The following is a 24,258-nucleotide window of genomic DNA, read 5'->3' as shown; positions in this document are numbered from 1 at the left end:
CCCGCCCGCGTTCGGGTCGCTGACGTGCCGGAGATCCTCGAGGCCGAGATGTACCGGCGCACGGCGGAACGGGCGCTCGACCGGGTCATCGCGGAGGTGGTGGCCCCGGATGCGTGGTACCTGAAGCGGGGCCTCACCGCCGAGGTGGCCCGCGCCGAGCTCACCGGGCGACGCCTCGTCGCCGCCCGTCGGATCGGCAAGCAGGTGCTGCTGGACACCTCGGAGGACGGACCGGTGCTCGGGTTGCACTTCGGGATGTCGGGGAAGCTGCTCGTGGACGGCTGGGCGGCCATCGACAAGTTGGAGTACGTCCGCGGCAACGAACGCCCCGCCTGGGACCGCTTCGGGCTGCGCTTCGGCGACGGTGGCGAGCTGGTGATGCGTGACGCCCGCCGCCTCGGGGCGGTCGAGCTCGATCCCGACGAGGGACGGTGGGGCGTCGACGCGATGGCCGTGCGGCCGGCGGAGCTGCGGAACCTGCTCGCGGGCAGCAACGCACCTCTCAAGGCGCGGCTCATGGACCAGTCCCGTCTCGCCGGCGTGGGCAACCTGCTCGTGGACGAGACCCTCTGGCGGGCGGGCCTCGATCCGGCCCGGGGCGCCGGGTCGCTCGACGCGGCCGAGCTGCGCCGCCTCCACCGCCACCTCCGGGCGACGCTGGCCGAACTCGGGGAGCGCGGCGGCTCGCACACGGGTGACCTGCACCACGCCCGAGAACGCGGCGGCGTGTGCCCTCGTGACGGGGCGCCGCTGCTGCGTCGAACCGTCGGCGGCCGGACGACGTACTCCTGTCCGGTGCACCAGCGGTGACTGACCCGGCCTCAGCAGTGCAGACGGGGCGCTTGGAGCCGGTGGGGGTGCGCCCGGTACGCTCGCCCGGTCGGCGGACCGACAGCGGTGCGGGTGAGAGCAACGGAGTTCGTGGGTCGCGATGCACACATCCCTGAAGGCTGCTGCGGGAACGCTGTTCCTCGCCGTACTCCTGCTGGTCGCCGGCGGTGTCGCCGGGGCGTCGACCGCGCAGTTTCCGCCGGCCACCACGGTGCCCGGGTTCCCGACGCCCACCACGCTCGCACCGGGTGCCGTCCCCACCACCGGGGTGCTCGTGCCCGACACCACGCCCACCACGGCCGCGAGCACGGCGACGACCGGCCCCGGGACGGTCACCTCGCTCGAGGAGCCGGTGGAGTCCGACGCCGACCCGGCCGCCAGCAAGACCGTCTGGATGGCCATCGGCGGGCTCGGTGTGGTCGCCTTCCTGATCCTGGTGCTCACGATCGTGTACGCCCGGCACACCCGACCCGACCGGTGGCACGGCGGCCAGGACGAGTGGGACGTCCCGGACTCGCCGGACGACCTCTTCGCCCCGACCGCGGCCCGCTCGGTGTTCGACCACAAGGACGACGAGCAGGGCTTCTGGTGGGCTGAGGACTGAGCGCCCCCCGGTCCCAAAGGTAGGTTGGGACCCATGGCTGACTCGCTCGACATCGACGCGATGCTGGCGCGGTTCCGTGACCGCGCCGCCGCGGTGAAGAAGCGCAACCTCCCGCCCGTGGCGGGGGACGAACGGGCGAAGTTCGTGGCCCAGGCCCAGACGGACTTCCAGGACTTCGCCATCATCGGCGACGCCGAGGGCTCGCTCGAGGACGGGGTCCTCGTGCTGCGGGTCGACCTGCGCCCGCCGGACCAGCGGACGTAGGCACCGAGAGGCCCTCGGTGGACCGGATCCGCTTCGAGCAGGCCATCGCCGCCATCGACGCGGCCAACGCGGACGACCCCCACACCCTGACCTGGGCGGGGGACGAGCGCCCCAAGGAGCTGCTCCACGCCGAGCTCATGACCCGCTGGGTGCGTCGGCTCGACCCCGACGCGTCCGAGGAGCAGCTGCTGGCGGCCCGGGCGCACCACCTGCGCCGCTGGGCCCTGCCCCGAGACGAGTACCCCGAGGGCCGTTCCGGCTACCTGCGCTGGCGCAAGGACCTGAACCGTCGCCACCAGGAGGACGTCGCCGCGCTGCTCGCCCCGCTGGGCTACGACCCGGTCGAGATCGGGCGGGTGCAGGAGATCATCGCCAAAGCCTCCCGGGCCACGGATCCGCAGGTCCAGACCCACGAGGACGCGTTGTGCCTCGTGTTCCTCCAGACCCAGTTCACCTCCTTGGCCGACCGGCTGGGTGACGACAAGACCATCGACGTCCTCCGGCGCACCCTGGCCAAGATGAGCCCGTCGGCCTGTAGCGAGGCGCTGGGCCTCGCGCTGTCGGACCGCGAGCGGGCGCTGGTGGAGCGCGCGCTGGCCTGAGGGTCGGCGACGACGGCCGCCTTCCACGCGAGCCGGCGGCGGTGTCCTACGCTGACGCCACCGCGAGCCCGCTGAGGAGGGTCATTCGATGGTCTGTGGCAACTGCAGCGCGTCCAACGTGGAGGGCGCCAAGTTCTGCACCACGTGCGGCTCGTCGCTCGACGCGGCGCCGTCGGCGGCCGAGCCCGGCCCCGGCTTCGCGCCCCCGGGCGCCCCGCCTCCGCCTCCCGGCGTGCCGGCGACCCCGCCGCCTCCCGGGGCGGCCCCGCCCCCTCCCATGGCCCCGCCACCCGGGCCTCCGCCCGGCGCGCCGCCGCCCCCGATGACGCCGCCGCCCCCGATGGCCCCGCCACCCCAGGCGCCTCCGCCCCCGGTCGCCCCGCCACCCCAGGCGCCACCGCCCCCAGTGGCCCCGCCCCCGATGGCGCCGCCGCCGCAGGCCCCGCCGCCGATGGCGACCCCACCCCAGGCGCCACCCGCCCCGACGCCGCCCGTGCAGGCCCCGCCGCCGATGGCGCCGCCTCCGCAGGCCCCGCCTCCGCAGGCCCCGCCTCCGATGGCTCCGCCCCCCGGGATGCCGCCGCCCCCCGGGATGCCACCGCCGCCTCCTGGGGCGCCCGTGGGTGCCCCTCCGCCCGCCGCCGCGCCGCCGCCGCCGGTGGTGCCGGCCGGGCCGATCGACCCGCACCAGCTCGGGTTGGCGGTCGGCCGTCTCGGTTCGGCGGCGAAGCGCCACGGCAAGACCGCCTTCGCCGTCGCCTCCGCCCTCTTGCTGGACGGTGAGGTCGTGGAGGCCCTCGTCCAAGGCAACTTCGAGGGTCAGCCCGGGGTCGCCGTGCTCACCCAGGGCCGCGTGCTCCTGGTCAACGAGGCCCAGTGGAAGGCCGCCTCGGCCACCGTCGAGATCGAGCCGACCCTCACCGTGCAGGGTTGGCAGGACGACAAGGTGGCGTCGCTCATCTTCGAGTCCGGCGGCCGTCAGGTCACCGTCGACGCGATCGGCGATCGAGCCCTCGCCCAGGAGATGGCCGGGCGGGTCCGGGCCAAGGTGGCCGAGGCGGGCGGGGCCGACGGGTAACCGTCGCGACACTCGCTTTCCGGGTTCGGTCAGGACCCGGTACACTCACCCGTCACACGCGGACGTGGCTCAGTTGGTAGAGCATCACCTTGCCAAGGTGAGGGTCGCGGGTTCGAATCCCGTCGTCCGCTCCATCCGGTGCCCGGGCCCCCAGGGTCCGGGCACCGCTGGTTTTGCGCCCCGGTGACGGCGCCGCCCGCCCGGCGCGAATCCCTGGTCGGGGAGCGGGACCCGCCCGGCTACAGTGGCCCGCTCCGGCGGTGTGGCCGAGTGGCTCAGGCAGGGGCCTGCAAAGCCCCGTACGCGGGTTCGATTCCCGCCACCGCCTCCACCGGAGGGCCCGCCGGATCTCGGGTTCGGCGGGCCCCAACCCCTCAAGGTGCGCCCTTGTAGTTCCGATGGCCTAGTACCGAAGTACTGGGCGATCAGGAAGACAGCACCTCGATGGGGCATTCGTATCGGCGTCGCACGCGACTCAAGGGTGAACGCGGCTACGTGCTGATCATGGCGGCGCTGCTGCTGCTGCCCCTGCTGGCCTTCACGGGCTTCGCTGTGGACGTGGGCTCCTGGTACACGTACGCGAACCGCATGCAGCGCGCCGTCGACGCCGCCGCCCTCGCCGGCGTGGTGTGGATGCCCAATGACGAGAAGGCCGAGCAGGTGGCCCTCGAGACGGCCAAGGCCAACGGGTTCGACGACGCCGCCGCCGACATCGTCGTCACCGTCACCCCGATCGGCAACCGGCGTCTGCGCGTCTACATCCACGACACCAGCGTCCCCATGTTCTTCTCGTCGCTGTTCATCAACAACGTCGACGTGGAACGCCAGGCCCTCGCCGAGTACGTCCAGAGCGTTCCCATGGGCAGCCCCGACAACAGCCTCGGCAACGACCCCGAGCGCTGGTCGGCCGGGGGCTACAACCGGCCCTACTACTGGCTCAACATCGGCTCGCCGAGGTCCACGAAGGTCAACGGCGACCAGTACACCGCCGGCGACTGCACCGGCGCGTACACCGGGTGCTCGAGCGGCACCAACCTGAACTACAGCCAGGACGGGTACTTCTACCGCCTCACCGTCGACACCAAGCCGGCCAGCGGCAACCTGCGCATCCAGGCCTTCGACGCCGCCTTCCTCGATGTCGGCAACACCTGCGCCACCGGGTCCAACCTGCCCACGACCGGCTCGACCTGGACCACCCAGGCCGCCACCCTCGTGGGGCAAGGGGCGCCGGCGAACGCGGCGACGCGCTACGCGGCGGGCAACAACGAGTGGTGTACCGCCGACTCGGACCAGAACGGCGTGAACCTGGTGACGACCTACATCGTGCGCAGCCCGGACAACACCCCGTTCGACAACTCGGACAACCCGGTGATCTGCACCAAGAGCTTCAGCGCCTACGACGAGTCCGTGTACCCGTTGCTGAACCAGACGGACGGGTACAAGGACGGCAGCATCGGCCGGGAGAACATGCCCTTCGTCGACCACTTCCGGCGCTGGGTGGATCTCTGCGAGGTCGACTGGAGCCAGGTGGTGGTGGGGGACTACCTGCTCCAGATCACCTCGACGGCCAACCTGTCGAACCCGCCGTCCACCCTCACGACGTTCGACCCCACGGTCAACACCGGTGGCTACAACAAGTTCTCGCTGCGCGCCGGCTTCGGCGACCCGGCGAACGCCACCTTCCCGAACGGCATCAACTTCTTCGCCGACGGCCGCCTCCCGATCTACGTGAACCAGGCCGGGTCGGGCACGGTCACCAACTTCTACCTCGCCCGCATCGTGCCCGAGTACGCCGGCCAGATCCTCGAGCTCGAGCTCTTCGACGTGGCCGACGGCGCCGACGCCAGCCTCACCATCGTGCCGCCCACCGACCAGACCGGCACGCCGCTGGGCGGCTGCACCTTCATCCGCGACGCGACGACCCCCGTCGTGACCACCAGCTCCACGTGCACCCAGAGCGGCCTCACCAACTCGCTGTACAACGGGCGGAGCCTCACCGCGCAGATCCCCCTGCCGGAGAACTACGGGTGCGACGCCGGCAGCGACCTGGGGTGCTGGTTCAAGATCAACCTGAACTTCGGGAGCGGCTCTCCGACCGACCAGACCACGTGGTCCGCCCGGGTGCGTGGCGACCCGGTCCGGTTGGTGGAGTAGCGATGCGACGACTCCACAAGCGGGCCCGCGGCAGCCGAGGCGCAGCGCTGGTCGAGGCCGCCTTCGTCACGCCCGTGTTCGCCATCTTGATCTTCGGGATCCTCGAGTTCGGCCTGGCCTTCCGGGACTACCTCACCGTGGCCAACGCGTCGCGCGACGGCGCCCGTGCCGCCAGTGCGTTCGGCGACGACCAGTACGCCGATTACAACGTGATCCAGGTCGTCCGCCAGGCCACCAAGGGATTCAAGCCCAACGAGATCCGCCGCCTCATCATCTTCGATGCCGGCGCGGTCGGTGGCTCGGTGCTCAACACCTCGCATCCTGCGCACGCCTGCCTCAACGCCACCGTGGGCATCGCCAACCTCTGCAACGTCTACGACGTCGCCGATCTCAAGCAGCCGAAGTCGGCCTTCGGCTGCCTGACCGGCCAGAACCTCGACCGCTACTGGTGCCCGGCCGCCCTCAATGGCCAGAACGGCCGCGAGGTGCGGGCCTCGGGGCCGCCGGACTACGTCGGGGTGTACGTGCAGACCCGTCATGACTTCATCACCGGCCTGTTCGGGCCGGGCATGAACCTCGAGGACGAGCTCGTGATGCGCATCGAGCCCCAGGACCTGTGATGGCGCGCCTCCTCGCCCGACGTCGGGCTCTTCGTGCCCGGGGGGACCGTGGTGCGGCCCTGACCGAGTTCGTGCTGATCGTGCCGATCTTCGTGCTCCTCATGGCCGGGGTGCTCGAGTTCGGCATGGCCTGGCGCGACTCGATGACGGTCTCCAACGCGCTGCGATCGGGCGTGCGTGTCGGCAGCAACGCCGGGCGTGAGCGCAGCGCCGACTACGACATCCTCAAGTCCATCGAGGCCGCCATGCGCGAGATCCCCGACACCGCTCGGGTCCAGCGCATCGTCGTCTACAAGGCGAACACGGCCAACTCGGCGCCGTCGGCCTCGTGCATGGCGGGCACGCCGTCGTCGAGCACGAGCGCACCGTGCAACGTGTACACCGGCGCCGACATGGCCCGGCCGGCCAGCGACTTCAGTGGCACCACGAGTTGCGGGACGACCGCGCCCGACCGCTTCTGGTGCCCCGTGAACCGCCAGAACCAGCAGGCCCTCGGCGCCGACTACCTCGGGGTGTGGATGCAGGTCCGGTACAACTACATCACCCACGTGTTCCCGGGCACCGGCCTGACCATCAAAGACCGCGCCATCATGCGCCTCGAACCGAGGCTCGACTGATGGGGGCGGTGGATCGCTGGTTCAAGGACCGTCCCGGTCGGACCGATCTCACCGGTATGAGCGATCGCCGGGCGCGGCGCCTCCACGGCAGTCGGGGAGCGACCCTCGTCGAGTACGCCCTGATCGTGGCGCTGGTGGCCATCCCGTCCATCGGTGCGCTCTCCCGCCTCGACGACGCCTCGGACGACTACTACACGGACGCCAGCGACGACATCGGTGACCTCCCGCAGTTGGGCATCGACACGAGCAGCGACTCGTCGGTGCCCTCGGGCGGGAGCAGCACCACGGCGGTGCCCACGACCACGACGGCGGCGCCGACCACGACGACCACGGCGCCGCCGACGACGACCACCACGGCGCCGACCACCACGACCACCGCGCCGACGACCACCACGACGCTGCTGCGCAGCCGGATCAGCGAGCTCACCAACGTGTCGTCGAACAACGGCAGCTCCTACAACGCCGCCGCCAGGGTCAAGATCGTGCGCAACTCGAACGGCAACGCCGTCTCCAACGCCTCGGTCACGGTGCGCATGGTCGACCGCTTCAACAACTCCTCCAACCGCAGCTGCACCACGGACTCCACGGGGCGTTGCACGGTGACCTGGGGTCGATCCGACAACAACGGCCCGGTCACCGCCACCGTGACCGCCGTCTCCTCGAGCCCCTCCTGGGACGGGGTGCAGAAGTCCGTCTCGCTACCCGCGGTCTGATCGGACTCGTCGGGCTCCCCGGTGGGGCGCCAAGTAGGGACTTTGGTCCCTAGAACGTGTTTCAATTTCTGCGTACGTTCGCCGCGTGCCGGACTTCCCGTGGATCGTGTCCGTCGATGACCACGTCATCGAGCCCCCCAACCTCTGGCAGGACCGCCTGCCCGAGCGCTTCAAGGCGGAGGGCCCGCGCGTGGAGCGTCACGCCTGCACCCACATGGGCTACGTCGGCGGGCGCTTCAGCTTCGAGCTCGGCGAGGACGGCACCCCCTGCGACTGGTGGCGCTTCGAGCACCTGATGATCCCCCGGACCCGGGTGGAGTCGGCCGTCGGCTACGACCGGTCGGAGGTCACCGTCAGCCCCACCACCTACGAGGAGATGCGCCCGGGCTGTTGGGACCCGAAGGCCCGCCTCGAGGACATGGACACGGGCCACATCGAGGCCCAGCTGTGCTTCCCGTCGACCTTCGTGCGCTTCTGCGGCCAGACCTTCACCGAGGCCAAGGACAAGGACCTCGGCCTGGCCTGCATCCGGGCCTACAACGACTGGATGGTCGAGGAGTGGTGCGGCGACTCCGGCGGCCGCCTCGTGCCGCTCATCATCATCCCGCTCTGGGACGCGGAGCTGGCCGCCGCCGAGGTGCGGCGCAACGCCGACCGCGGGGTGCGGGCCGTCACCTTCTCGGAGATCCCGGCCCACCTCGGCCTCCCGTCGATCCACACGGACTTCTGGGACCCCTTCTTCTCGGCCTGCGACGAGCGGGGCGTGTCGCTGCACGTGCACATCGGGTCGTCGTCGCGGATGCCCTCCACGTCGGCCGACGCGCCCCCGCTCGTCGCCTCGTCGCTCACCTTCGGCAACGCCATGGCCTCGATGGTCGACTTCTTGATGTCCGGGGTGCTCGTGCGCTTCCCCAACCTCGAGATCGCCTACTCCGAGGGCCAGATCGGGTGGATCCCCTACATCCTCGAGCGCGCCGACAAGGTGTGGGAGAGCAACCGGGCCTGGGGCGGGGTGGCCGAGTCCGTCCCGCTGCCCCCGAGCACCTACTTCCACCGCCAGATGTACGGCTGCTTCTTCGACGACGACCACGGTCTCACCCCCGACGCCCTGGCCGCCATCGGGAGCGACCGGCTCCTGTTCGAGACGGACTACCCGCACTCGGACAGCACGTGGCCGGACTGTCAGGAGATGGCCGAGAAGCAGATGGCCCACCTCGATGCCGAGACGGTGCACGCCCTCGTGCGGGGCAACGCCATCCGCCTGCTCGGCCTCGACCTCGTCTGAGCGGGCCTTCCCGCCCGCGTCCCCCACACCCGCTCGCCTCAAACCGTAGGAGTTCCACGACGTGCTCGATGTACTGATCCGCGGCGCCAAGGTGGTCGACGGCACCGGTGCCGCCGGCCGGGTGGCCGACGTCGGCCTGCGTGACGGCCGCATCGCGGTGGTCGGCGCCACCGACGAGGAGGCCGCCGAGGTGATCGACGGCGAGGGCCTGGTGCTGTGCCCCGGCTTCGTCGACCCGCACACGCACTACGACGCCCAGCTCCTCTGGGACCCGCACGGTTCGCCGTCGAACGTCCACGGCGTGACCACCGTGATCTCGGGCAACTGCGGCTTCACCCTCGCGCCGCTGCGCGCCGAGGACGTGGACTGGACCCTCGAGATGATGGCCGAGGTGGAGGGAATGCCCCTCGAGGCGCTCCGCGCCGGTGTCGGCGGTGGATGGGAGAGCTTCCCGGAGTACCTCGACCACCTCGACGGCGCGCTCGGCGTGAACGCGGCGTTCCTCGTCGGCCACTGCGCCCTGCGGCGCTACGTGATGGGGGAGCGGGGCTCGGGCAACGCGGCCGAGCCCGCCGACGTGGAAGCCATGCGGTCGCTGCTCGACGACGCGCTGGCCGCCGGCGCGCTGGGCTTCTCGTCGTCCCAGTCGTTCACCCACAACGACGGGGACGGCAAGCCCATACCGTCGCGCTCGGCCGACACCGCCGAGGTGCTCGCCCTGTGCGAGGTCGTCTCCCACCACGAGGGCACCACCCTCGAGTACATCACCGACGGATGCCTCAAGGGGTTCTCGGACGAGGAGATCGAGCGCCTGACGGCCATGTCCCTGGCGGCCGGCCGCCCGCTGAACTGGAACGTCCTCACCGTCGACGCCCGCTCGGAGGGCGAGATGGAGCGCCAGCTCGAGGCCTCCCGCCACGCCGAGGCCAACGGCGCCCGGGTCGTCGCGCTCACGATGCCGACGCTCGTGCCCATGAACATGAGCTTCCTCACCCGGTGCGCCCTCACCCTGATGCCCTACTGGGACACCATCCTCACCCTGCCGGTGTCCGAGCGCATGGAGAAGCTGCGCGACCCCGAGGTGCGCCGACGGATGCAGGAGGCGGCCAGATCCGATGAGGCCGGCGTCCTCAAGCGGCTCAGCGGATGGGCCAAGTACGAGATCGGCGACACGTACGCGCCCGAGAACAAGGCGCTCGAAGGCCGCCGTGTCGGCGACATCGCCGAGGAGCGGGGGGCGAGCCCCTTCGACACGCTGGTCGACATCGTGCTCGCCGACGACCTGCGGACCGTCCTGTGGCCGCTGCCGCCCGAGGACGACCTGGCCAGTTGGGAGCTGCGCATGGGGCTCATCGACTCGGGCCGCGCCATGGTCGGCGGCTCGGACGCCGGCGCCCACCTCGACCGCATGCTGGGCTCGACCTACCCGACGGCGTTCCTGGCCGACTGCCTGCGGGGTCGCCAGCTGCTGTCGCTGGAGCGGGCCGTGCACGCCATGACCGACGTGCCCGCCCGCCTGTTCGGCCTCACGGAGCGCGGCCGCGTCGCCGAGGGCTGGCACGCCGACCTGGTGCTCTTCGATCCCGCCACCATCGCCGCCCACCGGGTCCGCAAGGTGGCCGACCTGCCCGCCGACAGCGAGCGGCTGTACGCCGGCGCCGACGGCATCGTCCGCGTCTTCGTCAACGGTGTGGCGGCCGTGGTCGACGGCGAGGCCACCGACACGCTGTCCGGTTCGCTGCTGCGCTCCGGTCGTGACACCGAGACCGTCGCCGTTCCCGGCGCCAACCGCTGAAGGGCCCCCATCATGCAACTCGACCTCTGCGATCCCGACTTCTACGACGACCCCTGGGACGCGTACCGGTGGCTGCGCGAGCAGGACACCTTGTACCGGGACGAGACCAACAATCTGTGGGTGGCGTCGCGCTACGACGACGTCTTCGAGATCTCTCGTGATCCCGCCCGCTACATCACCAGCAACGGGGTGCGCCCGAAGCTGAAGGCGCCGCTGTCGCTGCTGTGCGAGGACGACCCCGAGCACACCCGCCAGCGTCGCATGATCAACCGCGGCTTCACGCCCCGTCGGGTGCGCGAGCTCACCCCCCACATCCGTGAGCTGAGCAACCAGATCATCGACGACATCGGCCAGAAGGGCGAGATCGACTTCGTCGAGGACTTCGCCATCCACGTGCCCCTCATCGTGATCTGCGAGCTCATGGGGCTCGATCCCGAGACCCGCCTGAAGATGTACCGATGGTCGGACCAGATGATGGCGGGCGACGGGCACACCGACCCCGAGGACCCGGTCCTCCTCGGTGCCACCGAGGCGTTCATCGAATACAACCTGATGTGCGCCGAGCTCATCGCGGAGCGTCGCAAGGCGCCGAAGGACGACCTCATCTCGGTGCTGGTCACCAAGTTCGACGAGGGCGAGCTGGGCCACGAGGAGTTCACGAACCTCGACGGCGAGCCCGTCGGCCGGGACCCCATGGGTGACGACGAGCTCAATCTGTTCCTCACGGTGCTCCTGATCGCCGGCAACGAGACGACCCGCAACGCGATCACCGGCGGCATGCTCGCCCTGAGCCGCTTCCCTGAGGAGCGCCAGCGGCTGGTCGACCATCTCGACGACGAGCACTTCGTGGACCTGGCGGTGGACGAGCTGATCCGCTGGGTCAGCCCGGTCATCGGCTTCACCCGCACGGTCACCGAGGACCACGAGCGTCGCGGGGTGCAGCTGAAGGCCGGCGACGAGGTGCTGATGCTCTACCAGTCGGCCAACCGGGACGCCTCGGTGTTCGACAACGCCGACGGGCTGATCCTCGACCGGGACCCGAACCCCCACCTGGCCTTCGGCATCGGCCCTCACTTCTGCCTCGGTGCCAACCTGGCCCGGCTCGAGGTCAAGACGGTCTTCGAGGAGCTGTTCAAGCGCCTGCCCGACATTTCGGTGCCCGAGGGGGCCAGCCGGGTCCGGGCGCCGTCCGGCCTCGTGATCGCGCTCCAGCACCTGCCCGCGACGTTCACGCCCATCGAGGCGGCCTGAGCCATGGGGGAGGGCGGCACCATGCTCGTGCCCGAGCCGACGAAGCTCTACATCGGTGGCGCCTGGGTCGAGGGCTCGGCCGGCACCTATGAGGTGGTCAACCCGTCCACCGAGGCGGTGGTGGGCCTCGTGGCCGACGCATCGGAGGACGACGCCCGGGCGGCGGCGGCTGCCGCCGCCGAGGCGTTCCCTGCCTGGTCCCGGACCTCCCCCGAGGAGCGGGCCGCGATCATGGTCCGCGTCGCCGACCTGCTAGCGGAGCGTCGCGACGAGCTCGTTCCCGTCGTCCAGGCCGAGACGGGCGCCACCATGCGGGTCACCAAGACGATGCAGATCCCGCAGGCGGAGGTGCGCTTCCGCCGCTACGCCAAGGGTGCGCTCGAGCCGCGGGAGATCCTCATCCCCGCGGGGGAGTCGCGCGCCACCGCGCTGGCGCCCGGCGGGCTGATCAGCGCCGAGGCCCGGCGCGAGCCCGTCGGGGTGGTCACGGCCATCACCTCGTTCAACTTCCCGCTCACCAACATGGCCGGCAAGATCTGCCCGGCGCTCGCCATGGGCAACACCGTGGTGGTGAAGCCCGCCCCGCAGGATCCGCTGGCGGTGGCGATGCTGGTGGAGCTCATGGCCGAGGCCGGCGTCCCGCCCGGTGTGGTCAACCTGGTCACGTCCTCGTCGCCGGCGCCGGCCGAGGCGCTGGTGGCCTCGCCCGATGTCGACATGGTGTCGTTCACGGGGAGCACCGGCGTCGGCGTGCGCATCACCGAGGTGGGTGCCCGCACCATGACCCGCCTGCTGCTCGAGCTCGGGGGCAAGGGGGCCAGTCTCATCTTCGACGACGCCGACCTCGACGCCGCCGTCGCTGGCACCGGAAGCACCTGGGCCTTCCACTCCGGCCAGATCTGCACCGCACCCACCCGGGTGTTGGTGCAGCGTGGCGTCTACGACGAGGTGGTCGAGCGCCTCGCCAAGTACGCCGGCTACCTGAAGGTGGGTGACCCCCTCGAGCGCGACACCGTCGTGGGGCCGCTGATCACCCGGGCGCACCGCGACCGGGTGCGGGGCCACATCGCCGGCGGTGTGGAGGCCGGCGCCCGCCTGGTGGCCGGCGGCGAGACCGCGCTGCCTGACACCGGGTGGTACGTCCCCCCGACGCTGCTCGCCGACGGCACCGCCGACATGCCCATCTTCCAGGACGAGGTGTTCGGGCCGGTGGTGGTGGCCGTTCCCTTCGACGCCGAGGAGGAGGGCATCGCCCTGGCCAACGGCACCGCCTTCGGCCTCTACGACTACGTGTGGGCGGGCGACACCGCCCGTGCCTACCGGGTGGCGGGCGAGCTGCGCAGCGGCAACGTGGGGGTGAACACCGCCCAGCGCAACCACGAGGCACCCTTCGGTGGGTTCAAGATGAGCGGCGTGGGCCGCGACGGCGGCTCGTTCGGCCTCCACGCCTACAGCGAGCTGAAATCGGTGGTCTGGTCGACGTAGCTGCGCCTGGCCTCCTGCGCGGTCCCGCCGTCCTGTCCCTCAGAGCGGCGCTCCGGTAGCCTCGCCGCGTCACAGGGTGCCGGGCCCGGCCTGTGGCGGGCGTCGTGGTGGTAGGACCGGTCCGACGGCGGAAGGCCTCCATGCACGCAGCTCACACCCCTCGCCGCGGTCCCCGCCGTGCCGCCCTGCTCGTCGTCGCGGCACTGCTCGCCGCGTCCGGGCCCCTCGCCGGCGGCGCGCCGGCGGGTGCCCAGCGGCCGCCGAAGCCCGAGAGCACCTCCCCCGCGGCGCAGCTCGAGTTGGCGGCGGCCTCGGTCGGCGGCGACGTGGCACAGGCGCCCGGGGAACCGGTCACCGCGGTCGGCGCCCCGGCCGGTCAGGCGCTCCCCGTCGACGGGGCGGGCACGACGCCCCGCCGCGCCGCCCAGGCTTTCGTGGAGCAGTACGGCGCCGCGTTCGGTGAGACCGAGCCCGCCGATGATCTGACCGTCGACCGGGCCACCCCGATGGGCGCGGGCGGCAAGGCCGTCCACTACCAGCAGCTCGAGGCGGGCGTCCCGGTCCTGGCCGGTGAGCTCAACGTCCAGGTGGCCCCCGGTGGCAAGGTCCGCTCGGCGGCCGGCGAACTGAGCACCGGCGACGCCATCGACCCGGAGCCGACGGTCCCGGCCGCCGCGGCCGCCGAGACCGCACGGAGCCGGGTGGCCGGCGACGCCGGCGTCAGCGTGGAGCTCCTTGCCGCGAGCGAGCCCGAGCTGTGGGTGTACGACCCGACCCTGGTCGACGAGCCCGCGGGCGCGCGCCGCCTCGTGTACCGCACGGAGGTGCGCTCCGACGTCACCCCGGTGCGGGTGGAGGTGCTCGTCGACGCACACACCGGCGCAGTCGCCACCACCTTCACACGGCTCATGGAGGCCCGGACCCGCCAGGTCTGCGACAACGAGAACGTCCAGGGTGAGGCGTACACCTGCCCCAACGGTGCCGCGCCGGTGGTGCGCTCCGAAGGTCAAGGGGCCACCGGCATCACCGAGGTCGACCGGGCCTACGAGCTGAGCGGCGCCACCTACGACTACTACTTCGCCAACTTCAGCCGCGACAGCATCAACGGCGCGGGGATGACGCTGAAGTCGACCGTGCGGCACTGCCCGACCGGCGAGGGGTGCCCCTATCAGAACGCCTTCTGGGACGGCTCTCAGATGGTGTACGGCGACACCTTCGCCGGCGCCGACGACGTGGTCGGTCACGAGCTCACCCACGGGGTCACCGAGTACGAGTCCGGCCTCATCTACGCCAACCAGTCCGGGGCCATCAACGAGTCGCTGTCCGACGTCTTCGGAGAGTTCGTCGACCTCACCCACAACAGCACGTTCGACACGGACACACCCGAGAGCCGCTGGTTGATGGGGGAGGACCTGCCGGCGCCGATCGGCGCCATCCGGGACATGGAGAACCCACCGGCGTTCGGCGACCCCGATCGCATGTCGACGTTCCAGGTGCTGCCCAACACCCCCGCCGGCGACTACGGCGGCGTCCACATCAACAGCGGCATCAACAACAAGGCCGCGTTCCTGATGACCGACGGGACCGCCGCCGCGTTCAACGGACAGACCATCACCGGCATCGGCATGACCAAGGTCGGACGGATCTACTACGAGGCGCAGGTGAACCTCCTGACGAGCGGCAGCGACTACGCCGCCCTCGGCAACGCGCTCAACCAGGCGTGCACCAACCTCATCGGCGTGGTCGGCATCACCGTCGCCGACTGCACCCAGGTGGCCAAGGCCGTCACCGCCACCGAGATGATCCCGACGCCGCCGGCCAACGACAACTTCGCCAACGCCGCCACCATCAGCGGCACGAGCGGGACGACGACCGGGAGCACCGCGAGCGCCACCCGCCAGACCGGTGAGCCCTGCCACGGCCAAGTGGCACAGACGGCCTGCGGCAACTTCGCCGGGACGGCGTCGATCTGGTTCGCTTTCACTGCCGCCGGAGCGGGGACGGCGACGATGACCACCTGCAACAGCGGCTACGACACCGTCCTCGCCGCCTACACGGGCTCGGCGGTCAACGCACTGACCCAGGTCGCGTCGAACGACGACGCCCCGTCGAACACCTGCTCTACTTCGTTGCAGAGCAAGGTGCAGTTCCAGGTGGTCCAGGGCACGACCTATCGCATCGCCGTCGACGGCTACGCCGCCAACAAGGGCGCCGTCACCCTGAACTGGACGCTGCCGGCGGCGCCGGCGCCGACGGGGGTGTCGGGCACGGTCACCCAGGCCGGGACGGGTACGCCGGTCGCGGGCGCGATGGTGGCGGTGCTCAACACCAGCAACTTCTCGATCGTCGGCGGTGGAGCCGCGGACGCCAGCGGCAACTACAGCGCCCAGGTGCCCCAGGGCTCGTACTACCTGTACGTCATCGATCCCTCGGGCACCCGCCAGGCCGGCTTCTTCGGCTCGCCGACGCCGAACCTGGTGACGGTGACCACCGGCGTGATGATCGACAAGGACCCCACGCTGGCGTCGCTGCGGGGCACGGTCGCCGGCACCATCAGCAAGGACAGCCCTGCGGGGGCACTTGCCGGCGGGTGGGTCGTCGCGCTCGACGGGGCCACGGGGGCGCCGGAGATCGGCGCGGTCGCGAACGGGTCGGGGCAGTTCTCGCTGGCCAACCTGCGCACGGGCAACCACTTCGTCGCGTACGTCGATCCGGCCGGTGCGCACCGGCCGGAGTTCTTCTCGAATGCCTTCAACGTCCAGACCTCGACGCCGGTCGTCGTGTCCGCCGGCGCCACCACCACGGCGAGCAACTCGCTCGGCGCGCAGGCGACGACCCCGGGCGGTGCGTTGCTCACCGGCACCGTCACCGAAGCGGGCACGGGCACGCCGCTGCCCGGGGTGATGGTGCTGGCCTCCCGGGCCGCGGACTTCGGCCTCGCGGTCGCGGGCCTCACCAACGCGTTCGGCCAGTACAGCCTGAACGTGACCAACCAGGCGCAGTACCGGTTGCAGTTCGTCGACTCGACCGGCCTCCACGACATGGAATGGCACGACAACGAGCCGTACTTCGGCATCGCCGACGCCGCGACCGTGACCGCGCCCGCGGCGACCAACGCCCAGCTCGATCGCCGCAACGGCTCGATCACCGGGACGGTCACCGATGACACCTCGGGGTTCGCAGTGGGGGACGCGTGGGTGTTCGCCATCGGCAGCTCGGGCATCGCCGGCGGCACCGTGACCTCGGGCACCGGGACGTTCACCATCAGCGGCCTCCCGGCCGGCACTTACCGGGTCACCTACGTCGATCCGGTGGGCGGTCGCACCCAGGAGTACTTCAACAACAGCCCCACCTACGACGGCGGCACCCCCGTCACCGTCACCGGCGGCGGCGTCGCCACCGCGAATGCCGCCCTGCACCACCCCTGAGCGCCGGTAGCGTCCGGAGGGTGACGAGCACAGGAGGGCCCGACCTCGACGCGCCCTCGGGTGAGGCGGCGGACCCCGAGCGGGCCGCGGCCGAGCGGCGCACCGGCACGATCGCCGGCGTCGCCGCGTACTCGCTCTGGGGGCTGTTCCCCCTGGTGTTCCACCAGCTCGAGGCGGTGGGTGCCGGCGAGATCCTGATCCACCGCATCGTGTGGTCGTTCGTCGTGGTGTTGGTCATCCTCTGGTTCCGACGTCACCGCCAGCAGGGCGCCATCGTCTGGCTGCGCGAGCACCCCGGTGCCTTCGGCCGCCTCGTCGCCGCCGGCGGGTTCATCGCCGTCAACTGGTTGGTGTACATCTGGGCCGTCAACCACGACCACGTGGTCGAAGCCGCCCTCGGCTACTACATCAACCCGCTGATCACGGTGGCGCTCGGCATCTTCGTCCTGGGCGAGCACCTGCGCCGCCTCCAGGCGTTCGCGCTGGTCTTCGGCGTCGCCGCGGTGGCGGTGCTCACCGCCGCCTACGGGCGCCTGCCGTGGGTGGCGCTCGTGCTGGCGTGCTCGTTCGCGGGGTACGGCTTCCTGAAGAAGGCCGTCTCGGCGCCCACGTCCACCTCGCTGGCCATCGAGACCGGGGCCCTGCTGCCCTTCGCCCTCGTGGCGATGGTCGTCCTCGAGGTGAACGGCGACGCCGCCTTCGGCCACACCAGCGTCAAGGAGAACGTGCTGCTGGTGAGCCTCGGGGTGGTGACCGCGGTGCCCCTGCTCCTGTTCGGCACGGCCGCTTCCCGCATCCCGCTGTCGATGCTGGGCCTGCTCCAGTACCTCACGCCGACCCTCCAACTCGTGTGCGGCGTGCTGATCCTGGGCGAGCCCCTGCCGCCGGAGCGCCTGGCCGGCTTCGTGCTGGTCTGGGTGGCGCTCATCCTGCTCGGGGTCGACGCCATCCGGGCCAGTCGAGCACCGGTGGCCATCGACGAACCCGAGGGCGTCCCGCTCATCGATCCCGTCTGACCGGCGTCGGCGCGAGACTGGGGCCATGCGAGCGCTGGGCGTCCACCACGTGTCCCTCAACGTCCCGGACGTGCCGGCGGCGATGGCCTTCTACGTCGACACCCTCGGCTGCACCGAGCGTGACGACCGGCCCGACTTCGGCTTCGGGGGCGCGTGGCTCGACATCGGCGGCCAGCAGATCCACCTGCTCGAGGCGCCGGCGGCCGACGACCGCGGCCAGCACCTGGCCCTCCAGGTGGAGGACCTGTCGGCTTGCGTCAACGAGCTGCGGGGGAGTGGCGTCGACATCAGCGACCCGTCACCCGTGGGCACCGGCCTCCAGGCCTTCCTGCACGACCCGGCGGGGAACCTCGTCGAGCTGCACCAGGCCGACGTGGGGTGAGCTCCATGGGCGGACCGAACACCATCTCGAGGACGCCCGCCGGCGGGGTGCCGCCCCGTGACGGGGTGGCGCTCGTGGGGGCGGCGGCGGGGCCGCCACCCCTTCGGCTCGGCTGGAGGTGGCCACGGTGACCGCTCCCTCGGCCACCGCCGGCGGCGACGTCGTCGACGCATTGGCCGCGCAGCAGGCCGAGCTGCTGGACCTCGTCGCCGGCCGCACCGAGGAGGACCTGCGCCGGCCGACGCGCTGCGTGGGGTGGACGGCGACCGACGTGCTCTTGCACCTGGCCCAAACCAACGAGGCCGCGGTCGCGAGCGTGGAGGGACGGCTCGGTGAGTTCTCGCTCGGCGGCGTCGACGGGGTCGAGGCCACCGACGTGGACGAGCTCGCCGATCTGGCCGTGCGGGCCGAGGCGACGTCGTCGCCCGGTGAGGTGCGCGAGCGGTGGTCGGCGAGCGCGGCGGCGCAGGAGGCGGGCTTCCGGGCGGTCGACCCCCATGCGCGGGTCCTCTGGGTCGAGGGTGAGCTGGCGGCGCGCAGCCTGGCCTCGACGCGCCTGTCCGAGACGTGGATCCACACCGTCGACGTGGCGTCGGCCTTCGGGGTCACGCCCGAGCCGACCGACCGGCTGTGGCACGTCGCTCGACTCGCCTGGAGGACCGTGCCGTACGCGTTCGCCCGGGCCGGTCGTGAGCTGCACGGCCCGGTGGCCTTCGAGCTGACGGGGCCCGACGGGTCGGCGTGGTCGTTCACCCCCGACGTCGCCGCCGGTCCCGCCGCGACCGTGGTGCGGGGCTCGGCCGCGGAGCTGTGCGAGGTGGCCGGTCAGCGGGCCGACGCGGCGGACACCGACCTCACCGCCGAGGGCCCCGATGCCGGGGCGGTGCTGGCGCTGGTGCGCACCTTCGCCTGAGGGCACCCGGAAGCAGGACTCCTCGGGTAGAAGGCTCTGATCGAGGGCGCGCCGCAGGGATGTTCGGCGATCTGGCCCCTTGCGGGGCCCGGTTTGCTAGGCCTGGTTCGCGGCGAGTTGCTCGGCGGCCAGCGCTCCGCCCACGGCGGCGACCGCAGCCACGAGGAGGACGGCGAAGCGTCCGCGGGGCGCCAAGGCCCGGAAGCCGGCGAGCGTGGCGGCGGCGTCCACCCCGTCGGCGGCGGCGCCGTACCGGGCCCAGGGGACCGGGTCTTCGCCGCGCTCGAGGGCGCGGAGGGTGCCGACGCCGAGTGCGAGGTCGCGGATGCCTAGGGCACGCAGGAAGACCTTGGTGGCGGGGCGGGAGGCCTCGTCGCCCGCCCACCCACGGGCGGCGAGCGACGGCACGAGCACGAGGGCGGCTCCGACGGCGACCCGTCCAACGGCCAGGCTGCGCACGAGTTGGCGGTAGTCCATCGGGGCAGTCTGGCAGGCCGACCGCCCCCCGCTCGTGCCCGGTGACGGCTGCGGGCGCGAGACTCGGTGATGGACGTGCCGGACCCCCCGGCGCCGAGAGAGCGAGGAGACGACGTGGCCGAGCTGTGCGGGCGCTGCGGCGTCTCCCTGCCCGACGGTGTCTCGTTCTGCCCCCAGTGCGGGGCGGCGGCCGCGGCGGCGTCCGCCCCGGTCCCGACCCCTGCCGCCTGGCCGTCGGAACCGCCGCCCTTCCCGCCCACGGCCTTCACGGCGCCCCCGGGGCCCCCGCCGCCGTGGGCCAGCACTCCGCCGCCCGCTGCCCTCCTGGGCCCCGAGCCCGCGGCGGTGTCCCGGAACACGATCGCCGGCGTGATCGGTGTGGTCGGCGCCCTCGTCCTGGGGGTGGCCTCCTTCCTCGCCTGGGCCCAGGTCACCCTCTCGCTCGAGACGGTGCGCACGCAGTCCGTGAGCGGGTGGGACTGGTTCGACAACGGCGTGCAGAGCGGTCCGGTGCTGGCGCTGCTGGCCTTGGCCGGCGCCGGGCTGGGAGGGCTCCTCCTCGGCGAGATGGGGTCGGTGGCGGTGAGGCTGGCCGTGGTGGCGGTCGGGGCGCTCAGCCTCGGCGTGGTGGCGTACGCCGTCAGCGCCATCCTCACCCGTCAGGAGGACGTCCAGGTGGTGGGCAACGTGGCCATCACGTTCTCCGTGGGCATCTGGCTGGTCGCTGCAGGCGCGGTGGCGCTGATGGTCGCCGGCCTCGTGGCGACGCACCGCGCACCGTCGCCCACCTGAGTCCCGAGGTGTGTCGGCGGCGCCGGCCTCGGCTAGAGTCGCCTGCTCACGGGCCGTTGGCGCAGTCTGGTAGCGCACCTGCATGACGCGCAGGGGGTCACAGGTTCAAGTCCTGTACGGCCCACCCGAGAAACCCCAGGTCAGCGGGCATTTTCTGCCTCGTCGACTTGGGGTTTCGTCGCGTCTGGGGACGTTTGACAGGCAAGTTGACAGGCAAGTTGGTCACGAAGCGCCGTCACCGAAGAGCGCTTCCATGGCCTCGACGCCGCTGTCGATCACGGGGTCGACCCGGTGCCGATAGACCTCGGCGGCCATGCGGATGCCCCGGTGGCCGAGGATGTCGGCGATCTGCTCCAGGGGCACTCCTGCTGCGGACAGGAGCGACGTGCAGGAGTGGCGAAGCTCATAGGGCTTCCAGTGGCCGAGCTTCGCTGCCTTCGTGGCCCTGGCGAGGGCACGCCGCAGGTTGCTCGGGTCGACCGGCGTTCCCGCGGTGGTGGTGAACACCAGGTTGTCCGGAGGTGAACCGACACCGGCCCGGAGGAGTTCCTCGGCCTGCTGGACCCTCCGTCGTCGCAGGGCCTTGACCACCGGACCCGGCATCGCCAGCGGACGCTCGGACTTGGCGGTCTTGACGCCTCCGAGGCGAAGGCCCGCTGGCTCACGCTTGAGTGACCGCCTCACCCGAAGGACGCGGTCGTCGAAGTCGATGTCGTCCCACGTCAGGCCCATCGCCTCGCCTGGCCGCAGGCCATGCAGGAGCATGACCGTCAGCGGCGCCTCCATCGAGGTGCCCTGCACAGCGGACAACAACCGCTTGGCCTCGTCGGTGGTCAGGCTCTTGCGCTCCTCATGGGTCACCCTCGGGCGGCGGGCAAGTTCTGCGACGTTGCGGTGAACGTGACCCTCGACCTGCGCCCGGTGCAGCGCCATCTGGAGGACGCTCCTGATCCGCATGCAGGTGCTGCTGCTGAGGCCGCTCTCGGCCTTGCGGCGGAGCATCGCCTCCACGTCCGCCGGAGTCAGCGCCTTGAGGCGGGTTCGGCCGAAGGCGGGCGTCAGGTGCTTCTCGACGATCGACCGATACTGCTCGACCGTGTTGGGGGAGAGGTCCTTCGACAGGTGCAGGGTTAGCCACGTGCTCAGCCAATCACCGACGGTCAACCGATCAGACGAGACCGGCAGCCCGGCGGCGACCAGCCGTTGGACCTCACGCATCTTGTCGGCAGCCTCGCGTCGGGTACGTGCGTAGACGAATTTGCGTCGCCGCTTCTCGTCCTCCCAGCCGAGGTGAACCTCGCCGACCCACCGGCCGTCGCTGCGCTGGTAGATTGAACCGTCACCGTGGCCTCGTCGGTTGCCCATCGCCTCAACCTCCTCTAGATCAGGATGCCTCGGGGGTGTGACGCTCATCGCCGTTGCGGAGCCGCTCGACGTACTCGTGGAGCGCGACGAGTGGGACCCTCCGGGAACGGCCGATCTTGACGGACTCCAGCGCGCCTGAGGCGAGTAGCTCGTAGGTCCGCGCCCGGGAGACGGCAAGGTAGGTTGCGGCCTGCTCGACGGTGAGAAGGCGGTGGTCGGAGTTGGCCGCCGCGGTGAGGTCGAGATCGGGAGCGGTCATGGGGCGACTGCCTCGTCAAAATGACGCTCGATCGTCATTCTGACTCCTCGCGGTCGAGGCCCATGAGTCGTCCGTGGATCGTGTGTCCAAGCTGATTCTCGAAGTCGACCGCTTCTCGCCATCCGTCGGGGTCGTTGTTGAGCAATCCGAGAGACTCCCGCTCGATCGCGTCGGCGAGAGCGCCAAAGTGCGGATCGGTCTGAAAGAACCTGTCTTGGCGCGGCACCTGGTCGAAATACGCCTCGGCATCCTGTCCCGGGAGCGGCTCCCAGCCGCGGAACCATCGGCGCGCGACTGCGCCGGTCACCTGGACTTCACGCGTCACGTCGAGCGTCTCATCGTGGCCAAACGGGATGAGCAGGTGCATCGGTGTCGTGTCAAGGGCAGTGGCGAGCAGCACGAGATCGTCGATCGTGACCTTGCGGCTGTCAGCACGGCCCACGGACTCAACGCGAGCGATTGCGGTCCGATCGAGGCTTCCGCCGAGTTGACGCACGCGATCCGAGAGTTGCTGCTGGTTCATCCCCTTGCGCTGACGCAGTCGTCGGAGGTTGTGGCCGAACACTTCGCGCACGTTCACATGCCTACTCCCTGGTGTGAAATCCACACAGAACAATATAGATTCGCACACCGGTTGTACAGTCGAACTCGATGTCGGGTTTGCACGGCGCGGCCACCGTCGGGAGGTTGGACCGCTCGTCGCCGAGCGCGGGGGAGGTGGGCCACCAACTGGTCAACTTTCCGTGCTCCCTCGATGGGCAGCCATCCGACTTGGTACATCCGGACCTTGTCGACTTCGCCTCCCTAGGGAAGGCAGGCCCCGGCGTGAAGCACGCCTATGCAATCCTCTGGGCCGAAGCTCAGGTCGGAAGGGCGCCCCTGGGGACGTGGGTCATGGCGGAGTTGCTCATGTGCGACCAGCACACCGCCCGGCAACGTGTGCAGCACCTCGAAGACCTCGGCCTGCTCGAAGTCGATCACGGTCAGTCGATCTACAACGGTGACGAGAGGGACGTGCCCACCAGCTATCGAGTGACCGTGCCCCACGGTCGTGCCGCAAGGTCCGATCCCCCTCACACCCTCGTTCTAATTACTTCTCTCTACCAGACGACCGCGCGCGAGCGCGACGACCCGTCACCCCTTCGACCCTACCTACGCGAGCTAGTGATGAGGGGCTTGGGACCTCAGGACATCCACCCCGACGAAGGGCGGTGGGCCGCCTCGGTCTATGGCCCGGTGGGATGGCTGATGACGCAGACCGGACTCCCGACCTTCACTGCCAGCGACATGGCCCGAGCCGTGGGATGTGGCATCGGAAGGAAGGCAGTGGAGCGTGTTCGTGACCGCATGTGCCTCCAAGGCGACGCCGTGGCGGCGCCCGGCCTAGGGCGCGGGGTGTACACGCTGACGCTGAAGGTCTGGCTCTTGCGAGACCTCTACGACGAACTGCTCGCGTACGCGCCTGACGCGCCCGAACCCGGCGCGGTCATGGACCTTCTCAGCCGGGTCGTCGTTGCTGACGAATCGGCCCGGCAGGCGAAGTATTGGGATCGAAAGCGACGACAGGCCGACCAACGTGAAGCCGGGGCACGCCTCAAGTTGCTCCGCGAGCTTCAGGCTGCTCGGGCAGAGCCAGAGGCGCTCCCCAGATGGACCGAGCACTACACGCTGTCCTGCGACGGCTGGACGCGTCGACCGTCAGCCCCCGAGCACATGATCCCGCTCGTGCCCCTAGACCAGACGTGGAGCGTCGAACCCTGAACTCACCCGACCCAACCGGCAGCCGCAAGATGACTCGGTGGCTGAGTGCATTCAGCCATGACCCATGTACTCAGCTTCGGCTGCTCGGCGCCTATCGCGAGTGTGGCTCGTCTCGGACGAGGAGCGGTCGTCCATGCCGTGTCTTGATACGCGCCCCCATCGGTCGGTGCCCCCTGCACGATCTCGGCTGATCGACTAGATACGCCACCCCGTCTTCGGTGCGGCGTGACTAGGCGTAGCGCTTGATGCTCGTAGTGGTCGGCGAAGGTACACATCGTCCGCTCGCACTGACCCGGGTCGCGGTGGATTGCGTAGCTCTCATCCATGCCGCGCAGGGGACCATCGTCGGCGTAGTCCGAGTGGACGTAGGTCTCGGGGTGGACGTGCTCGACGAAGGGTTTGCCGGTGCGATCCCTGGCGGCCGTCTGGGACTGCCGCGCGGCGGGGTGACATCTGATCTGTGGTGCTGAGTGGTGCCACGGGAGAGGATGTGCACCATGCCCAAGCCGTATCCGAAGGAGTTCCGCGAGGAGGTCGTCCGGGTCGCCCAGAACCGCGAGGACGGC

General features: G+C 70.9%; 23 protein-coding genes and 3 tRNA genes. 22 read left to right on the top strand and 4 right to left on the bottom strand.

Annotation, left to right across the window (positions count from 1 at the left end):
- Nucleotides 1-24: 24 nt before the first annotated feature.
- The 19 genes from JNK12_04210 to JNK12_04120 all read left to right on the top strand — a co-directional run bounded on the left by JNK12_04210 (nucleotide 25) and on the right by JNK12_04120 (nucleotide 19,038).
- Complete coding sequence (locus tag JNK12_04210) at nucleotides 25-810, top strand: hypothetical protein (protein ID MBL8775104.1); 786 nt, start codon at nucleotides 25-27, stop codon at nucleotides 808-810.
- Between the two features lie 121 nt (nucleotides 811-931).
- The gene (locus JNK12_04205) at nucleotides 932-1,435 is read left to right on the top strand and encodes a hypothetical protein (GenBank protein MBL8775103.1); all 504 of its coding nucleotides are present in this window, start codon (nucleotides 932-934) and stop codon (nucleotides 1,433-1,435) included.
- 33 nt (nucleotides 1,436-1,468) lie between these two features.
- On the top strand, nucleotides 1,469-1,699 hold the full coding sequence (locus JNK12_04200; GenBank protein MBL8775102.1) for a hypothetical protein: 231 nt from the start codon (nucleotides 1,469-1,471) through the stop codon (nucleotides 1,697-1,699).
- Between the two features lie 17 nt (nucleotides 1,700-1,716).
- Nucleotides 1,717-2,301, top strand: coding sequence for a DUF4202 domain-containing protein (locus JNK12_04195; protein MBL8775101.1), 585 nt, complete (start codon nucleotides 1,717-1,719; stop codon nucleotides 2,299-2,301).
- A gap of 619 nt (nucleotides 2,302-2,920) precedes the next feature.
- A complete protein-coding gene (locus tag JNK12_04190; protein ID MBL8775100.1) occupies nucleotides 2,921-3,379 on the top strand; it encodes a hypothetical protein in 459 nt (152 codons plus the stop codon).
- Nucleotides 3,380-3,437: 58 nt separating this feature from the next.
- A tRNA-Gly gene (locus JNK12_04185) sits at nucleotides 3,438-3,513 on the top strand.
- Nucleotides 3,514-3,635: 122 nt separating this feature from the next.
- Nucleotides 3,636-3,710 (top strand) — tRNA-Cys (locus JNK12_04180).
- Between the two features lie 173 nt (nucleotides 3,711-3,883).
- On the top strand, nucleotides 3,884-5,533 hold the full coding sequence (locus JNK12_04175) for a Tad domain-containing protein (GenBank protein ID MBL8775099.1): 1,650 nt from the start codon (nucleotides 3,884-3,886) through the stop codon (nucleotides 5,531-5,533).
- Nucleotides 5,534-5,535: 2 nt separating this feature from the next.
- Nucleotides 5,536-6,153, top strand: coding sequence for a pilus assembly protein (locus JNK12_04170; protein ID MBL8775098.1), 618 nt, complete (start codon nucleotides 5,536-5,538; stop codon nucleotides 6,151-6,153).
- Nucleotides 6,153-6,770, top strand: a complete 618-nt coding sequence (locus JNK12_04165) for a pilus assembly protein (GenBank protein MBL8775097.1) — start codon at nucleotides 6,153-6,155, stop codon at nucleotides 6,768-6,770. The genes JNK12_04170 and JNK12_04165 overlap by 1 nt, the downstream gene beginning before the upstream one ends.
- Nucleotides 6,770-7,483 carry a hypothetical protein gene (locus JNK12_04160; protein ID MBL8775096.1) on the top strand — a complete coding sequence of 238 codons (714 nt, stop codon included), beginning with the start codon at nucleotides 6,770-6,772 and terminating at the stop codon, nucleotides 7,481-7,483. Before JNK12_04165 ends, JNK12_04160 begins: the two co-directional genes overlap by 1 nt.
- Before the next feature lie 85 nt (nucleotides 7,484-7,568).
- Nucleotides 7,569-8,768, top strand: coding sequence for an amidohydrolase (locus JNK12_04155; protein ID MBL8775095.1), 1,200 nt, complete (start codon nucleotides 7,569-7,571; stop codon nucleotides 8,766-8,768).
- 61 nt (nucleotides 8,769-8,829) lie between these two features.
- Nucleotides 8,830-10,563, top strand: coding sequence for an amidohydrolase family protein (locus JNK12_04150; protein MBL8775094.1), 1,734 nt, complete (start codon nucleotides 8,830-8,832; stop codon nucleotides 10,561-10,563).
- A gap of 12 nt (nucleotides 10,564-10,575) precedes the next feature.
- The gene (locus tag JNK12_04145) at nucleotides 10,576-11,814 is read left to right on the top strand and encodes a cytochrome P450 (GenBank protein MBL8775093.1); all 1,239 of its coding nucleotides are present in this window, start codon (nucleotides 10,576-10,578) and stop codon (nucleotides 11,812-11,814) included.
- Between the two features lie 3 nt (nucleotides 11,815-11,817).
- Nucleotides 11,818-13,299 carry an aldehyde dehydrogenase family protein gene (locus JNK12_04140; GenBank protein MBL8775092.1) on the top strand — a complete coding sequence of 494 codons (1,482 nt, stop codon included), beginning with the start codon at nucleotides 11,818-11,820 and terminating at the stop codon, nucleotides 13,297-13,299.
- A gap of 140 nt (nucleotides 13,300-13,439) precedes the next feature.
- Nucleotides 13,440-16,727 carry a M4 family metallopeptidase gene (locus tag JNK12_04135; protein ID MBL8775091.1) on the top strand — a complete coding sequence of 1,096 codons (3,288 nt, stop codon included), beginning with the start codon at nucleotides 13,440-13,442 and terminating at the stop codon, nucleotides 16,725-16,727.
- A 20-nt stretch (nucleotides 16,728-16,747) separates the two neighbouring features.
- The gene (gene rarD / locus JNK12_04130; GenBank protein MBL8775090.1) at nucleotides 16,748-17,743 is read left to right on the top strand and encodes an EamA family transporter RarD; all 996 of its coding nucleotides are present in this window, start codon (nucleotides 16,748-16,750) and stop codon (nucleotides 17,741-17,743) included.
- 25 nt (nucleotides 17,744-17,768) lie between these two features.
- Complete coding sequence (locus JNK12_04125; protein ID MBL8775089.1) at nucleotides 17,769-18,125, top strand: VOC family protein; 357 nt, start codon at nucleotides 17,769-17,771, stop codon at nucleotides 18,123-18,125.
- A 127-nt stretch (nucleotides 18,126-18,252) separates the two neighbouring features.
- Nucleotides 18,253-19,038 carry a maleylpyruvate isomerase family mycothiol-dependent enzyme gene (locus tag JNK12_04120; GenBank protein ID MBL8775088.1) on the top strand — a complete coding sequence of 262 codons (786 nt, stop codon included), beginning with the start codon at nucleotides 18,253-18,255 and terminating at the stop codon, nucleotides 19,036-19,038.
- Nucleotides 19,039-19,134: 96 nt separating this feature from the next.
- Here the strand turns inward: JNK12_04120 and JNK12_04115 are convergent, their stop codons facing one another.
- Nucleotides 19,135-19,515, bottom strand: coding sequence for a hypothetical protein (locus JNK12_04115; GenBank protein MBL8775087.1), 381 nt, complete (start codon nucleotides 19,513-19,515; stop codon nucleotides 19,135-19,137).
- A 114-nt stretch (nucleotides 19,516-19,629) separates the two neighbouring features.
- On the opposite strand from JNK12_04115, the gene JNK12_04110 reads away from it, so the two are divergent.
- Both JNK12_04110 and JNK12_04105 read left to right on the top strand, forming a co-directional pair.
- On the top strand, nucleotides 19,630-20,307 hold the full coding sequence (locus tag JNK12_04110; GenBank protein ID MBL8775086.1) for a zinc ribbon domain-containing protein: 678 nt from the start codon (nucleotides 19,630-19,632) through the stop codon (nucleotides 20,305-20,307).
- Nucleotides 20,308-20,357: 50 nt separating this feature from the next.
- A tRNA-Val gene (locus JNK12_04105) sits at nucleotides 20,358-20,431 on the top strand.
- A 98-nt stretch (nucleotides 20,432-20,529) separates the two neighbouring features.
- On the opposite strand, the gene JNK12_04100 is transcribed toward JNK12_04105, so the two are convergent.
- From JNK12_04100 to JNK12_04090, 3 genes are read right to left on the bottom strand one after another with little or no spacing between them, the layout of a single operon-like run.
- On the bottom strand, nucleotides 20,530-21,672 hold the full coding sequence (locus JNK12_04100; GenBank protein MBL8775085.1) for a site-specific integrase: 1,143 nt from the start codon (nucleotides 21,670-21,672) through the stop codon (nucleotides 20,530-20,532).
- Nucleotides 21,673-21,691: 19 nt separating this feature from the next.
- Nucleotides 21,692-21,931, bottom strand: a complete 240-nt coding sequence (locus tag JNK12_04095; GenBank protein MBL8775084.1) for a helix-turn-helix domain-containing protein — start codon at nucleotides 21,929-21,931, stop codon at nucleotides 21,692-21,694.
- Nucleotides 21,932-21,965: 34 nt separating this feature from the next.
- A complete protein-coding gene (locus JNK12_04090) occupies nucleotides 21,966-22,505 on the bottom strand; it encodes a helix-turn-helix transcriptional regulator (GenBank protein ID MBL8775083.1) in 540 nt (179 codons plus the stop codon).
- A gap of 251 nt (nucleotides 22,506-22,756) precedes the next feature.
- Here JNK12_04090 and JNK12_04085 point away from each other — a divergent pair, with 251 nt between their 5' ends.
- Nucleotides 22,757-23,692, top strand: coding sequence for a hypothetical protein (locus tag JNK12_04085; protein MBL8775082.1), 936 nt, complete (start codon nucleotides 22,757-22,759; stop codon nucleotides 23,690-23,692).
- Nucleotides 23,693-24,258 lie beyond the last annotated feature (566 nt).

This window comes from Acidimicrobiales bacterium (genome assembly GCA_016794585.1).
In the GTDB taxonomy this organism is placed as follows: Bacteria; Actinomycetota; Acidimicrobiia; order Acidimicrobiales; family DATDAH01; genus JAEUJM01.
This window is presented reverse-complemented; position numbering and strand designations above follow the sequence as displayed.

Coding starts and splice junctions, on each gene's coding strand:
- JNK12_04205 (MBL8775103.1), top strand. CDS start 932: ATGCACACATCCCTGAAGGCTGCTGCGGGAACGCTGTTCCTCGCCGTA.
- JNK12_04200 (MBL8775102.1), top strand. CDS start 1,469: ATGGCTGACTCGCTCGACATCGACGCGATGCTGGCGCGGTTCCGTGAC.
- JNK12_04175 (MBL8775099.1), top strand. CDS start 3,884: ATGGCGGCGCTGCTGCTGCTGCCCCTGCTGGCCTTCACGGGCTTCGCT.
- JNK12_04170 (MBL8775098.1), top strand. CDS start 5,536: ATGCGACGACTCCACAAGCGGGCCCGCGGCAGCCGAGGCGCAGCGCTG.
- JNK12_04165 (MBL8775097.1), top strand. CDS start 6,153: ATGGCGCGCCTCCTCGCCCGACGTCGGGCTCTTCGTGCCCGGGGGGAC.
- JNK12_04160 (MBL8775096.1), top strand. CDS start 6,770: ATGGGGGCGGTGGATCGCTGGTTCAAGGACCGTCCCGGTCGGACCGAT.
- JNK12_04145 (MBL8775093.1), top strand. CDS start 10,576: ATGCAACTCGACCTCTGCGATCCCGACTTCTACGACGACCCCTGGGAC.
- JNK12_04140 (MBL8775092.1), top strand. CDS start 11,818: ATGGGGGAGGGCGGCACCATGCTCGTGCCCGAGCCGACGAAGCTCTAC.
- JNK12_04135 (MBL8775091.1), top strand. CDS start 13,440: ATGCACGCAGCTCACACCCCTCGCCGCGGTCCCCGCCGTGCCGCCCTG.
- JNK12_04125 (MBL8775089.1), top strand. CDS start 17,769: ATGCGAGCGCTGGGCGTCCACCACGTGTCCCTCAACGTCCCGGACGTG.
- JNK12_04115 (MBL8775087.1), bottom strand. CDS start 19,515: ATGGACTACCGCCAACTCGTGCGCAGCCTGGCCGTTGGACGGGTCGCC.
- JNK12_04100 (MBL8775085.1), bottom strand. CDS start 21,672: ATGGGCAACCGACGAGGCCACGGTGACGGTTCAATCTACCAGCGCAGC.
- JNK12_04095 (MBL8775084.1), bottom strand. CDS start 21,931: ATGACCGCTCCCGATCTCGACCTCACCGCGGCGGCCAACTCCGACCAC.